9 protein-coding genes are annotated in these 13,764 nt (G+C 66.7%); 7 read left to right on the forward strand and 2 right to left on the reverse strand.

The window, feature by feature from the left end; translation table 11 throughout:
* Nucleotides 1-260 precede the first annotated feature (260 nt).
* The 3 genes from gyrA (at nt 261) to ACQG3P_RS11140 (ending at nt 6,343) form a co-directional block, all read left to right on the forward strand.
* Nucleotides 261-2,975: a DNA gyrase subunit A gene (gyrA, locus tag ACQG3P_RS11130; RefSeq protein WP_426805067.1), complete on the forward strand. Its 2,715-nt coding sequence runs from the start codon at nt 261-263 to the stop codon at nt 2,973-2,975.
* A gap of 242 nt (nt 2,976-3,217) precedes the next feature.
* On the forward strand, nt 3,218-5,767 hold the full coding sequence (locus ACQG3P_RS11135) for a membrane-bound PQQ-dependent dehydrogenase, glucose/quinate/shikimate family (RefSeq protein WP_426805068.1): 2,550 nt from the start codon (nt 3,218-3,220) through the stop codon (nt 5,765-5,767).
* Between the two features lie 126 nt (nt 5,768-5,893).
* Nucleotides 5,894-6,343 carry an REP-associated tyrosine transposase gene (locus ACQG3P_RS11140; protein WP_426805069.1) on the forward strand — a complete coding sequence of 150 codons (450 nt, stop codon included), beginning with the start codon at nt 5,894-5,896 and terminating at the stop codon, nt 6,341-6,343.
* A 241-nt stretch (nt 6,344-6,584) separates the two neighbouring features.
* Here the strand turns inward: ACQG3P_RS11140 and ACQG3P_RS11145 are convergent, their stop codons facing one another.
* Together ACQG3P_RS11145 and ACQG3P_RS11150 are read right to left on the reverse strand one after the other, a co-directional pair.
* Nucleotides 6,585-6,974 carry a DUF3037 domain-containing protein gene (locus tag ACQG3P_RS11145; protein ID WP_095362726.1) on the reverse strand — a complete coding sequence of 130 codons (390 nt, stop codon included), beginning with the start codon at nt 6,972-6,974 and terminating at the stop codon, nt 6,585-6,587.
* Complete coding sequence (locus ACQG3P_RS11150) at nt 6,952-7,728, reverse strand: HipA family kinase (RefSeq protein ID WP_426805070.1); 777 nt, start codon at nt 7,726-7,728, stop codon at nt 6,952-6,954. Before ACQG3P_RS11150 ends, ACQG3P_RS11145 begins: the two co-directional genes overlap by 23 nt.
* 77 nt (nt 7,729-7,805) lie before the next feature.
* On the opposite strand from ACQG3P_RS11150, the gene ACQG3P_RS11155 reads away from it, so the two are divergent.
* The 4 genes from ACQG3P_RS11155 (at nt 7,806) to ACQG3P_RS11170 (ending at nt 13,727) form a co-directional block, all read left to right on the forward strand.
* Entirely contained in the window at nt 7,806-8,123 is a 318-nt protein-coding gene (locus ACQG3P_RS11155; protein ID WP_083214175.1) for a DUF5076 domain-containing protein, read from the forward strand.
* Nucleotides 8,124-8,333: 210 nt separating this feature from the next.
* Complete coding sequence (locus tag ACQG3P_RS11160) at nt 8,334-8,756, forward strand: DUF4279 domain-containing protein (RefSeq protein WP_426805071.1); 423 nt, start codon at nt 8,334-8,336, stop codon at nt 8,754-8,756.
* A 137-nt stretch (nt 8,757-8,893) separates the two neighbouring features.
* On the forward strand, nt 8,894-11,350 hold the full coding sequence (locus tag ACQG3P_RS11165) for a prolyl oligopeptidase family serine peptidase (protein WP_426805072.1): 2,457 nt from the start codon (nt 8,894-8,896) through the stop codon (nt 11,348-11,350).
* Between the two features lie 94 nt (nt 11,351-11,444).
* Nucleotides 11,445-13,727 (forward strand): patatin-like phospholipase family protein, encoded by a 2,283-nt coding sequence (locus ACQG3P_RS11170; protein ID WP_426805073.1) that lies wholly within the window; start codon nt 11,445-11,447, stop codon nt 13,725-13,727.
* The last annotated feature ends 37 nt before the right edge of the window (nt 13,728-13,764 follow it).

Below are 13,764 nucleotides of genomic sequence, written 5' to 3' on the forward strand. Positions count from 1 at the left end.
CCGGGATGACGTGGCCGTGGGGTTGGTAGCGCCGACCGTTGGTCGGCCTTGGCGGTGCCGATCGGCCCTCACATCGGCGGTCTTGCGCAATTGTCCCGAAGCCGCACCTAAGTCCCTGATTCCTGCAGGTAAAAACACCGTAAACGGCGGCGGAAAGGGCCCCGTTGTGGTAGACTCCGTCAGTTAATCGAGATTCCGACGCCGCCGCCCCGCAAGGGCCGGCGCGACGGACTGGACCGCTACCAGACAACGGAACCCGAATGGCAGAAAACGCCAAGGAAATCATCCAGGTCAACCTGGAAGACGAGATGCGCAAGAGCTACCTCGATTACGCCATGAGCGTGATCGTGGGGCGCGCCCTCCCGGATGCGCGCGATGGCCTCAAGCCGGTGCATCGCCGCGTGCTGTACGCGATGAACGAGCTGAACGCGCACAGCAACAAGCCTTACTACAAGTCGGCGCGTATCGTCGGTGACGTCATCGGCAAGTACCACCCGCATGGCGACCAGTCGGTGTACGACACCCTGGTGCGCATGGCGCAGCCGTTCTCGCTGCGCTACATGCTGGTGGACGGCCAGGGTAACTTCGGTTCGGTCGACGGCGACTCCGCCGCGGCGATGCGTTACACCGAAGCGCGCATGTCGCGGCTCACCCATGAGCTGATGGCGGACATCGACAAGGAAACCGTCGATTTCCAGCCCAACTACGACGAAAAGGAACTGGAGCCGACGGTCATGCCGACCCGGTTCCCGAACCTGCTGGTCAACGGTTCGGCCGGTATCGCCGTGGGCATGGCGACCAACATCCCGCCGCACAACCTGACCGAGGCGATCAACGCCTGCATCGCGCTGATCGAGAACCCCGAGATCGACGTTGACGGCCTGATGGAGTACATCCCGGGCCCGGATTTCCCCACCGCCGGCATCATCAACGGTACTGCCGGCATCGTCGCCGGCTACCGCACCGGTCGTGGCCGGGTGCGCATCCGCGCCAAGGCCGATATCGAAGTGGCCGACAACGGCCGCGAATCGATCATCGTCACCGAGATCCCGTACCAGGTGAACAAGGCCCGGTTGATCGAAAAGATCGCCGAGCTGGTCAAGGAAAAGAAGCTCGAAGGCATCAGCGAGCTGCGCGATGAGTCCGACAAGGACGGCATGCGCATCTACATCGAAATCAAGCGCGGCGAGTCGGCGGAAGTTGTGTTGAACAACCTCTACCAGCAGACCCAGATGGAATCGGTGTTCGGCATCAACATGGTGGCCCTGGTCGACGGCCGCCCGCAGTTGATGAACCTCAAGCAGATGCTCGAGGCCTTCGTGCGCCACCGCCGCGAAGTGGTCACCCGCCGCACCGTGTTCGAGCTGCGCAAGGCGCGTGCCCGTGCCCACGTGCTGGAAGGCCTGACCGTTGCGCTGGCCAACATCGACGAGATGATCGAACTGATCAAGACCTCGCCCAATCCCAATGAAGCCCGCGAGCGCATGCTCGCGCGCCTGTGGGAACCGGGCCTGGTCGGTTCGATGCTGGGTGCGGCCGGTGCGGAAACCTCGCGTCCGGAAGACCTGCCCAAGGGCGTGGGCCTGATCGAGGGTGGCTACCAGCTGACCGAGATCCAGGCCACCCAGATCCTGGAAATGCGGCTGCACCGCCTGACCGGGCTGGAGCAGGACCGCCTGACCGAAGAGTACAAGCAGCTGCTGGAAACCATCGCCGGGTTGATCCACATCCTGGAAGATCCGGACCGCCTGCTGCAGGTCATCCGCGAAGAGCTGGTCAACGTGCGCACCGAGTTCGGCGACGAACGCCGCACCGAGATCCGCCACAGCGAAGAAGACCTGGACATCCTGGACCTGATCGCGCCGGAAGACGTGGTGGTCACCGTGTCGCACGCCGGCTACGTCAAGCGCCAGCCGGTCAGTGCCTACCGTGCCCAGCGTCGCGGCGGCCGTGGTCGCAGCGCGGCGTCGACCAAGGAAGAGGATTTCATCGAACAGCTGTGGCTGGTCAACACCCATGACACCCTGCTGACCTTCACCAGCTCGGGCAAGGTGTTCTGGCTGCCGGTACACCAGCTGCCCGAAGCCGGTTCGAATGCGCGCGGGCGCCCGATCATCAACTGGATTCCGCTGGAATCCGGTGAGCGGGTGCAGGCCGTGCTGCCGGTACGCGAGTACGCCGAAGGCCAGTTCGTGTTCTTCGCCACCCGCAACGGCACCGTCAAGAAGACCCCGCTCAGCGAGTTCGCGTTCCGCCTGGCGCGCGGCAAGATCGCGATCAACCTCGACGAGGGTGACGCGCTGGTCGGCGTCGGCCTGACCGACGGCGACCGCGACATCCTGCTGTTCGCCTCGAACGGCAAGACCGTGCGCTTCGGCGAAGACCGGGTCCGCTCGATGGGCCGTACCGCCACCGGCGTGCGCGGCATCAAGATGGCCAAGGGCGAGGAAGTGGTCAGCCTGATCGTGGCCGAGCGTGCCGGCGGCAGCGAGGACGAGAGCGAAGACGACGTGCAGGTGGAAGAGACCACGGTCGAGAACGGCGATGCCGTGATCGAAGGTGGCGACGACGACAGCATGCTGTACATCCTGACCGCTACCGAGAACGGCTACGGCAAGCGCACCCCGCTGCCGGATTACCCGCGCAAGGGTCGTGGCACCCAGGGCGTGATCGGCATCCAGACCACCGAGCGCAACGGCAAGCTGGTCAGCGCGGTGCTGATGGGCTCGCGCGACGAGGTCCTGCTGATCTCCGACGGTGGCACCCTGGTGCGTACCCGCGGCTCGGAAATCTCGCGCGTGGGCCGCAACACCCAGGGCGTGACCCTGATTCGCCTGTCCAAGGACGAGAAGCTGCAGGCGGTGGAGCGAATGGATGCGTCCATCGACGATGTCGAGGACGAGGTGGAGAATGCGGCAACGCCGGTCGACACCGCCCCGGCACCGGTCGCAGGCGACGAAAACCCGCAGGGTTGATCCACCCGCAACGCACTACGAAGAACGCCGGCCAACGCCGGCGTTCTTCGTTTCCGGCACTTGGAGCCCTCCGGCGCGCTCAATGTCCGGTAGCGCCGGCCGTTGGCCGGCCCGGGCCGCCCATCCGAAGCCCGAAGAAAATCCCACCCCATTCACACCCGAACAGGCATAAGCTTCAAAAAAACCGGCCAGCAGGGGAGGCCGGCAGCATCCAGGGTTCCGCCGTACCGGGGAGAACACCGATGTCCGCTGTGCCGACCTCAGAGCCGCCCGTGGTGCTGCCGCCGCGCCACCCCCTGATCACCGTGCTCGCGCTGGTCCTGCTGCTCCTCGGACTTGTACTGGGCGGCCTGGGCGCTTGGCTCGCGCAACTGGGCGGGTCCTGGTACTACGTCCTAGCCGGGCCAGGACTGCTTGCCGCAGGCGTGCTGCTGTGGGGTAATCGCCGCGCCGGCGCATGGGCCTACCTCCTGGTGTTCGTCGGTACGCTGCTGTGGACAGGGTGGGAATCGGGCAGTGATTACTGGCGATGGGTGCCGCGCCTGGGGGTGATCACCGCGCTGGGCTTCCTGCTCGCGCTGCTGCTGCCGACCCTGCGCACGCCGGTGCCGCGTCGCATCTCCCGCACCCTGGCCGGGGTGTTGGGCCTAGTGTTCGCGGTGGCATTCACCTTGGCCTTCGTCCCGCACGGCGCGGTGGCCGGTGCGCAGGCATTCCCGGTCGATGCCGCCGGTACCGGACTCGCCCCGACCCGCGAGGCCAGCCCGCAACCGGCCGACCAGCCCGCCCCGGGCGACTGGACCGCCTGGGGCCGCAGCAACGCGGGCACGCGCTATTCACCGCTGCAGCAGATCACGCCGGCCAACGTCGGCGACCTTGAGCTGGCCTGGCAGTTCCGCACCGGCGACCTGCCGAAGAAGCGCTGGGGCGCCGAGACCACCCCGCTCAAGGTGGGCGACAGCCTGTACCTGTGCACCGCGCGCAACCAGCTCATCGCGCTCGACGCGGCCACCGGCAAGGAGCGCTGGCGCTTCAATCCCAAGGTGAAAGACGCATCCATTCCCTACACGGCCGCATGTCGCGGGGTGGCCTACTACGAAGTGCCCGGCGTGCCGCAGGTGGATCCGGTGCTGGCCGACGTCGCCGCCGACCTGGCGCTGCCCGAACCACCGCCCAGCATGGGCAACCGGCCGCTCGCCGCGGGCAACCGCGCGCTGTGCGCGGCACGCATCATCGAAGGCACGCTGGATGGGCGCCTGATCGCCGTCGACGCCGCCACCGGCCGGCCGTGTCCGGGCTTCGGCAACAACGGCCAGGTCGACATCACCCTGGGCATGGGCGAGGTGCCTCCGGGCTATGTGTCCATTACCTCGCCGCCGGCGATCGTGCGCGGGGTGATCGTCACCGGCCACCAGGTGCTGGACGGACAGCGCCGCGATGCCCCGTCCGGGGTCATCCAGGCCTACGACGCACAGACCGGCAAACTGCGCTGGGCGTGGGACATGGATGCGCCCGACCGCAGCGGGCTGCCACCGCAGGGCCAGACGTATACGCGCGGCACCCCCAACATGTGGACCACTGCGACCGGCGATGAGCAGCTGGGGCTGGTGTACCTGCCGATGGGCAATTCGGCGGGCGACTACTGGAGCGGTTCGCGCACTGAAAACCAGAACCGCTACGCGACCTCGCTGGTGGCACTGGACGTGGCCACCGGCAAACCGGTCTGGAACTTCCAGGCCGTGCGCAAGGATGTCTGGGATTACGACCTGGGCTCACAGGCCACGCTGATCGATTACCCGACCGCCGCCGGCAAGGTGCCGGCGATCCTGCTGCCGACCAAACAGGGCGACCTGTACGTGCTGGACCGGCGCACCGGTGAACTGCTGACGCCGGCGGAAGAGCGCGCGGTGCCCGGCGGCGGAGTTGAGCCCGAACAACGCGCGCCGACCCAGCGGTTTTCGCTGTACCACACGCTGCGCAAGCCCGACCTGACCGAGCGCGACATGTGGGGCATCACGCCGATTGACCAGCTGGTATGCCGCATCCAGTTCCGCAAGGCCAGTTACCAGGGCTTCTACACGCCGCCCACTGCAGACCGTCATTCCATCGAATACCCGGGTTACAACGGCGGTTCGGACTGGGGCAGCGTCGCGGTGGATCCGCGCCACGGCGTGATCGTGGCCAACTACAACGACATGCCCAACTACAACCGGCTGGTGCCGCGCGCCGAAGCGGACCGCAAGGGCTGGGTGCCACGCGAGCAGGTGCGTGCCGACCGCGGCGGCGCCGAAGGGGCAGGGGACCCACAGACCGGCACCCCGTATGCCATCGACGTAAACGCCGGCTGGCGCCTGCCGTTCACCAAGCTGCTGTGCAAGCAGCCGCCGTATGGGGGCATCCGTGCCATCGACCTGCGCACGGGCCAGCTGCTCTGGGACCGCCCGTTCGGCAGCGCGCGCGGCAACGGCCCGTTCGGCATCCGCTCCGGCCTGCCGATCGAGATCGGCACCCCGAACAACGGCGGCGCGGCGCTCACCGCCAGCGGCCTGATCTTCATCGCCGCCGCCACCGACGACCTGCTGCGCGCCATCGACCTGAAGACCGGCAAGGAACTGTGGCACGCCAAGCTCCCCGCCGGTGGCCAGGCCAACCCCATGGTCTACGAATACGACGGCCGCCAGTACGTGGTGATCATGGCTGGCGGCCACCATTTCATGGAAACCCCGGCCGGCGATTACGTGATGGCATACGCGCTGCCAAGGGGAAGCAAAAACGGTCAGAGCCAGCGGTAGAGCCGACTGTCAGTCGGCTGCCCCATCGGGGCTAGGGTAGAGCCGACTGTCAGTCGGCTGCTCCACCGTGATAAACCGGGAACAACCCCGATGCTACTGCCAACAAGCGCAAGGCATTCTGAGCGCATGAGCAGCCCAAAACTCCACTATGGCCGCTGGTCCCACATCGGCAACGTCTACGCGCTCACCATGGTCTGCCAGCATCGGCAACGCAGCTTCGACGACGAGCGCTGTGTTCAGATCGTCAGCCGAACCCTTCGCGCGATGGACGAAGAAGGCTTCACCGCCTCACTGGCGTGGGTCATCATGCCTGACCACATCCACTGGCTGGCGCAGTTGCGGACCCGCACCCTGGGCTATTGCGTGCAGCGCTTCAAGGCGCGCAGCAGCTACCTGATGAATCGATGTCGGAAGCGTAGCGGCGCCGTCTGGCAGCCGGGCTACTACGACCATGCGATCCGGAGCGACGAGTCACTGCGCGAACAGGCGATGTACATTCTTGCCAATCCAGTGCGTGCAAAGCTTGCGGAACGGATAGGCGACTATCCACACGCATGGTGCAGATGGGAGCTGTAGAGGGAAGGAGCAAAGCCGACGGTAGAGCCGACGGTAGAGCCGACGGTAGAGCCGACTGTTAGTCGGCTGCTCTTCGCGAAACAAAAAAAACACCCGACCAGAAAATCAACCTCCAAAAGCAAAAGCAGCCGACTAACAGTCGGCTCTACCGCAAGGGCAAAAGCAGCCGACTAACAGTCGGCTCTACCGCAGGGGCAAAAGCAGCCGACTGACAGTCGGCTCCCAACCCATGATGCAACCATCACACCACCCGCACCATCCTGCGCATCAGATGCTCCACCACGCCCTGCGGATCCGCTGTCCGCCCCACGTGCGTGCTCGACATCTGCACCACCGAACTGCGCTTGGCGGTGAGGAAATGGAACCGCGCGCGCGCCGGCAGCTGCGCGATGGGGCCCGCAGTAGCATCCCCCCGGCAGATCGCCACGATCGCATCCAGCCAGGGCTGCAGCGCCTCCAGGTCGAGCGACGGCGCAAAAGCCTGCATCCTTACCGGGTCAATCTCAATCGCCGCCTGAAGGTGCTTCGCCCCCGGGCAGGACACGATCACCCCGACGTTGATGAACTCTTCGCGTTCCACCCGCGGTACCACGCGGATCACCGCATAGTCATACGTGTGCAGCGTGGGCACGGACGGCCTCCTCTACAAAAGCGGCACGTGCCTGCAGCCGGCACTTCAGATAATCGACGTACGCCTGGCGGTAGGCCGCCGGGCTGTCGAACGCGGGTTCGTCCACCAGCCAGCTGTCCGGCACCAGCGCGACGATGCGTTCAATCTCCGCATCCGGCAGTCGCGCCGTCAGCTCCGCGTCCACCTCGGCGATGTTCGTGGCGAACGACAGCAGCACATGGTCGCGGATCAGCATGAACGGCTTCACGCAGGCATCGCCCGCCGTGGCCCAATCGTGGTGGAAGTACATCGCTGCACCGTGGTCGATCAGGTACAGCTTGCGGTGCCACACCATCAGGTTCGGATTGCGTGCGGTGCGGTCGACATTGCTGGTGAAGGCGTCGAACCACACGATCCGCGAGGCGAGGTCGGCATCCACCGGCATCGCCGCCACGTCGTAGTTGATCGCGCCGGGCAGGTAATCGCTGCCCAGGTTCAACCCTTCGCTGGCGCGGATCAGGTCCTGGATCTCCGGGTCCGGCTCGGTGCGCGCGAACTCGCGGTCAAGCTCGACGAACACGATTTCCGGAATCGGCAGGCCCAACGTGCGTGCCAGCTCGCCGGCGATCAGCTCGGCGATCAGCGCCTTCGGCCCCTGGCCGGCGCCCCGGAACTTCAGCACGACCATGCCGTCGTCGTCGGTCTCGACCACGGCGGGCAGCGAGCCGCCCTCGCGGAGCGGTGTGATGTAACGGAGCGCGTGGACGGTACGCAAGGGGGCATCCATTGACGGAATGAGCAGCGCCATCTTACCGTGGCGCCGCCCCTTCCCGCGTGCAAGGACGACACCTGATGTACACCGACGAACTGCGCATCCCTGATGGCGTCCTGAGCGATCCAGAGGCCTTCGAGATCATGCGCCTGTGGGCCGCCCACGAAGAGCTCCACGTGACCCTCAATTCCGATCTCAGTGGCGGCGCCGCCGATTTCGGCGAGTTGCTCTCGGACCTGTTCGAGCATGCCGCGCGGATGTTCGCCGAGCGCGACGGGCAATCCGTCGAGCACTGCCGCGAGGTGATGCTGCGCGACTTCATGGAGCGCATCGGCGCACCCAAGGACAGTATCGAAGGCGCGATCATCGACCGCGGCGAGCGCACGCCAGCGCATTGATCCAGGCGCCCGGCACGCGGCAGCCCGCAAGGGCGACGCCCCCGTAGACCCGGGCCGTGCCCAGCCCCGCAACCCAGCCAGGAGCGCCGTCATGCACGACAACCAAGGCCTGGCGCGCGCCAATTCCTGCCGTCGCCACCTCCTGGCGGCGGTGCTTGGCTCCACGAGCGCGCGCTCGCTGGAATTCGGGCCGCACTGAAGGAGACTGTCATGCAGAGGTATACCTACGTTCTGAGCCTCCGGATCACCCACCCCTCCATCGATCCTGAGCACATCAGCCGGATACTTGGCAAACCTGCAGACAGGTCCTGGAAGGCAGGGGAGCTGCGCCGCACGCCGAAGGGGACGTTGCTGCAGGGGAGGCGGCCGGAATCGTACTGGACCTGCAACCCCTTCTACGAGGGTTGGCGGGAGTCCACCGAAGAGGGCTTCGAGGACGCACTGGAGGAACAGCTGGGCTGGCTTGAGCCACACGCTGAGTTCCTGTTGGAGATTGCGGAACAGGGCACCATCCGCATCTGGTTCAGTTCGCACAGCAACCGGAACTTCGCCATCGAGCTGCCGCCCCGGTTGCTCGGCCGAATGGCGGCGTTGGGCATTTCGCTTGTACACGACGTCTACCAGGGCGCCTGATTGACGGCATCCGAAGTGCAAGGCCGGCAATGTACCTAGTGCTTTCGGCCCATTCCGGCGCGATGACCCGGTGCTAGATTCCACGGCATGCCGGCGACATGTGCGCCGCCGGGACCCACACCTTCAAGGGGATCTGGATGCTCATCCGTCGTACCTGCCTTGCCACCGCCGTTGCCGTGGCCGCGCTCAGCCTTGCCGCACCGGCCTTCGCCGATTACGCCAAACCGCCGGAGCAGCTGCTCAAGGTACTCAAGGCGCCGCCACCGCCGCAGCCCAGCCTGGACCCGAGCGGGCAGCGGCTGCTGCTGACCACCCTGCAGACCTATCCGTCGATCGAGCGCGTTGCCCAGCCGTATCTCAAGCTGGCCGGCGTGCGGCTGGAACCGAAGAACCGCAGCCGCCACGATACCCAGGGCGGCTACGGCATTCCGGCGTGTGTCGCCGATTTCTCGCTGGTGGATGTCGGCACCGCCCGCACCACCAAGGTCGCGTTGCCGCAGGGCTGTGCCGGCGTGGCGCAGTGGTCGGCCGATGGCAGCCACTTCGCGTTCCAGAACGCAGTAGACACATCGGTGCAGCTTTGGGTAGGTGATGCACAGACCGGCCAGGTCAAGCAGATCCCGGGCGTGCAGCTCAATCCCATTTTCGGTTACACCGTGCAGTGGCTGGGCGGTGGCCAGCAGCTGCTGGTCAAGACCGTGCCGGCCAACCAGGGCCCGGCCCCGAGCAGCGGCAACGGCCCCGGTGGCCCGGACGTACAGGAATCGCTGGGCAGCAGTGGCGAGAGCAGCACCTACGAAGCCCGCGACACCCTGACCAGCGCGCATGACGAAGCCCTGTTCGCCTACTACGGTGCCTCGCAGCTGGCCGTGGTGGACGCCAGCGCCGGCAGCGTGCGCGCCATCGGCGCGCCGGCGCTGTACAACGAGGTCAATGCCGCCCCCGATGGCGTGCATGTGCTCACCGAAACCCTCAAGGCGCCGTTCTCGCACGCGGTGACCTACCAGCGTTTCGCCAATGACGTTGCCGTGCTCGACCTGGGCACGGGCCGCAGCACACCCATCGCCAGCCTGCCGCTGGCCGACCGCGTGCCGGTGCACGGCGTGCCCGAAGGCCCGCGCGATTTCGACTGGCGCTCCACCGATCCGGCCACGCTGGTCTATGCCGAAGCGCTGGACAATGGCGACTGGAAAGTGACCGTGCCGCACCGCGACCGCGTGCTGGCGCTGAAGGCGCCGTTCTCCGCCAAACCGCAGGAAATCGCGCGGACCGCGCAGCGCTTCGAAGGCATTGCCTGGAGCGCGGACCCGGCGGTGTCGTTCCTGTTCGAAAACGATGAGAACCGTCATTGGCGGCAGACCCGCATCGTCGATGTCGACCAGCCCAGGCAGGAAGGCCGGCTGCTCTGGGACCTGTCCAGCGACGAGCTCTACGCCGACCCGGGCAACCTGGTGTTCAAGCGCCTGCCCAACGGCGCGCCGGTGGTGCGCCAGGACGGCAGCTTCGTGTTCCTGCGCGGGCAGGGCAGTTCGCCGCAGGGCGACCGTCCGTTCCTGGACCGGTTGGACCTGGGCACGCTCAAGACCGAACGCCTGTTCCGCAGTGGCGCCGACGCCTATGAGCAGGTGCTGGGGCTGACCGCCACCCCGGGCCGCTACCTGACCTGGCACCAGTCGGTGATGGACCCGCCGAATGCGTTCGTGCGCCAGCAGGGCGAACGCGCTGCCAGCGCAGAAGACGGCGAGGCGCAGTACACCTCCACCGCCACCGCGCTGACCACGCTCAGCGACCCGACCCCGGAAGTGCGCCAGATCAAGAAGCGCCTGGTCACCTACAAGCGCGCCGACGGGGTGGACCTGTCGTTCACCCTGTACACCCCGCCGGGCTACCAGGAAGGCCAGCGCGTGCCGGCCATTCTGTACGCGTACCCGGCCGACTTCGCCAATGCGGCGCAGGCCGGGCAGGTCTCCGGTTCGCAGCAGACCTTCACCCGCCTGGCGCCGTACCGGCTGATGCTGCTGGCCGGCTACGCGATCATCGACAACGCCGCGTTCCCGATCGTCGGTGATCCGAAGAATGCCTACGACACCTACCTGGAGCAGCTCGAAGCCGATGCCAAGGCTGCGGTCGACAAGGCAGTGGAGCTGGGGGTGGTGGACCGTAACCGGATCGGCGTCACCGGGCACAGCCATGGCGGGCTGATGACCGCCAACCTGATCGCGCACACCAACCTGTTCAAGGCCGGCGTGGCCACCAGCGGGTCGTACAACAAGACCTTCACCCCGTTCGGTTTCCAGAACGAACGGCGTTCGGTGTGGCAGGCGCAGGACGTGTACCTGAAGGCCTCGCCGTTCTTCTATGCCGACAAGATCAAGCTGCCGCTGCTGCTGGTCCACGGCGAGGACGACGCCAACCCGGGTACCGAACCGTTCCAGTCGCGCAAGCTGTACCAGGCGATCCGCGGCAACGGCGGCATCACCCGGCTGGTGATGCTTCCCAATGAACCGCACTGGTACACGGCGCTGGAGTCCAACGAGCAGCTGGTCTCGGAAATGCTCAACTGGTTCGACACCTACGTCAAAAACGCCAAGTAGCGCCACGCCCTGCGTGCTGCCCGTCGATCTGGACGAGCGCGGGTGGCACAGGCACAGTGCGGGCATCGGCCAGAATACGACGCCAGGAGCTGACATGCAGGATGACCCCCGTCCGTCGCACAGGAAGGTGCGCCTGCTCCGTCGGTGGGCATTCGTTGCTGCGCTCCTGCTGCCGCTGGCAGCCGGGGCGCGGCAGGCAGCGACGGATACGCACGCCGGCACGCACCACGACCGCCCGCGCACCTGCCTAGTGCTCGGCGGTGGCGGCGCGCGTGGCGCAGCGCATATCGGCGTGCTCAAGGTGCTGGAGCGCGAGCGGGTGCCGGTGGACTGCATCGTCGGCACCTCGATGGGCGCGGTGGTCGGCGGGCTGTATGCCTCCGGATACTCGGCCGATGAAATCGAAACCGTGCTCGACCGCATCGACTGGGCCGACGTACTGCGCGACAAACCACCGCGCAACGAACGCAGCATGCGCCGCAAGGAAGACGACCTGCGCCTGCTCGGCGGGGTCGAAGTCGGCCTGAGCAACGGCAAGATCGCATTCCCGCGCGGCCTGATCCAAGGCCAGAAACTGGAAATGCTGTTGCGCCGGCTGCTGCTGCCGACCTGGCAGGTGCGTGACTTCGACCAGCTGCCCATCCCGTTCCGGGCGGTGGCCACCGATATCGTCACCGGCGACAAGGTGGTGTTCGGCCAGGGCGACATGGCGCTGGCGATCCGCGCCAGCATGTCGGTCCCCGGCGTGTTCGCACCGGTGCGTTACCAGGACCACCTGCTGGTCGATGGCGGCGTGGTCGACAACCTGCCGATCGACGAAGCGCGCCGGCTCGGCGCGCAGCGCCTGATCGTGGTGCGGGTGGGCACGCCGTTGATGACCGAAGAACGCCTGGATTCGCCGTTGGCGATCAGCCACCAGATGGCCGGCGTGCTGATGAAGCGGGTGGTCGATGCGCAGCTGGCCACGCTGGGTACGCAGGATCTGCTGATCACGCCGCCGCTGGGCGACATGGGCAGCCAGGACTTCAACCACTCGCCGGCGGCGGTAGCCGTGGGCGAGCAGGCCGCACAAGCCGAGGTGGCGGGCATCCGGCGCTACCAGGTGGATCCGGCGCAGTACGCGATCTTCCAGCAGCAGCACCGGCCGCCGGCCTATGAAACGCCGATCGTCGCGTTCATCGACGTGCTGCGCGAGGACACGCAGACCCCGCGCTTCATCGAACAGCGCCTGCAGCCGCAGCTGGGCCAGCCGCTGCAACCGGAACGGATCGAACGCCAGGTTGCATTGACCTACGGCGAGGGCCGCTACGAGCAGGTGCAATGGCGGCTGGACCAGCACGATGACCAGTTCGGTCTGGTCATCGCCCCGCAGGACAAACGCTGGGGCCCGGATTTCCTGCATTTCGCGTTGCGCCTGTCCGATGACTTCGATGGCAGCAGCAATTACCAGCTGATCAGCGAGTTCACCCGCACCGGCCTGACCGACCAGGGCGCCGAACTGAAACTGCGCATCGGGCTGGGCGAGGTGGAAGAAGCCTTCGCCGAGTACTACCACCCGTTTGGCAGCAGCGGCCGGCACGCGCTCTCGACCTATGCACGCTACCGCGCCACCGACCTGGACCTGGCGCTGCTGCAGCGTGGTTCGCTGGCGCAGTACCGCTACAGCCAATGGCTGGGTGGCCTGCGCTGGGCCTGGTCGCCGCATCCGGACTGGGAACTGGCCAGTTTCCTCGAGCGCGGGCAGGAGCGCACCCGGCTGGATGTGGGCAATCCCAGCGAGCTGGGCAACTACCGCGCCGACATGGGCAGCATCGGCTGGCAGCTGCGCCACGATTCCATCGACAGTTCGGCCTTCCCCAGCCGCGGCCAGCGCCTGTCGCTGACCCGCCAGCACTACCTGGACGCGCTGGGCACGGATGATCCCGCCGCCGTTACTCGCCTGCAGTGGGATGGCGCCTGGGCGCGGGGCGAAAGTCGCTGGCTGGGTGGACTGCGCATTTCATCCGCCCACGGTGGCGACGACCTGCTGGCCACCTACGGCTTCCTGGGCGGCCTGGGCAACCTGTCGGGGTACCCGGAAGAGGCGATCTTCGCCCCGCAGACCGCGCTGGCGCGCATGGTGTACTACCGCCGCGTGGCCCATGCCGACTCGTTGCTGACCATTCCGCTGTACGTCGGGGGCAGCCTGGAATGGGGCGGGTTCTGGCGCACGCGTGATGAAGTGAACATCGACGGCATGCAGAGTGCCGGCAGCGTGTTCGTCGGGGCCGATACGTTCCTTGGGCCGGTGTTCCTCGGCTACGGCCGCGCCCAGGGCGGGCACGACTCGTTCTATCTCACCTTCGGTTCGTTGCTGCGCACCCTCGACGGGTTCTGACGCCCCGCGACAGGGGTGCCTTTGGTCAGATTGCGGG

It is taken from the genome of Stenotrophomonas sp. SrG (assembly GCF_050031795.1).
GTDB classification, from domain to species: Bacteria; Pseudomonadota; Gammaproteobacteria; order Xanthomonadales; family Xanthomonadaceae; genus Stenotrophomonas; species Stenotrophomonas rhizophila_A.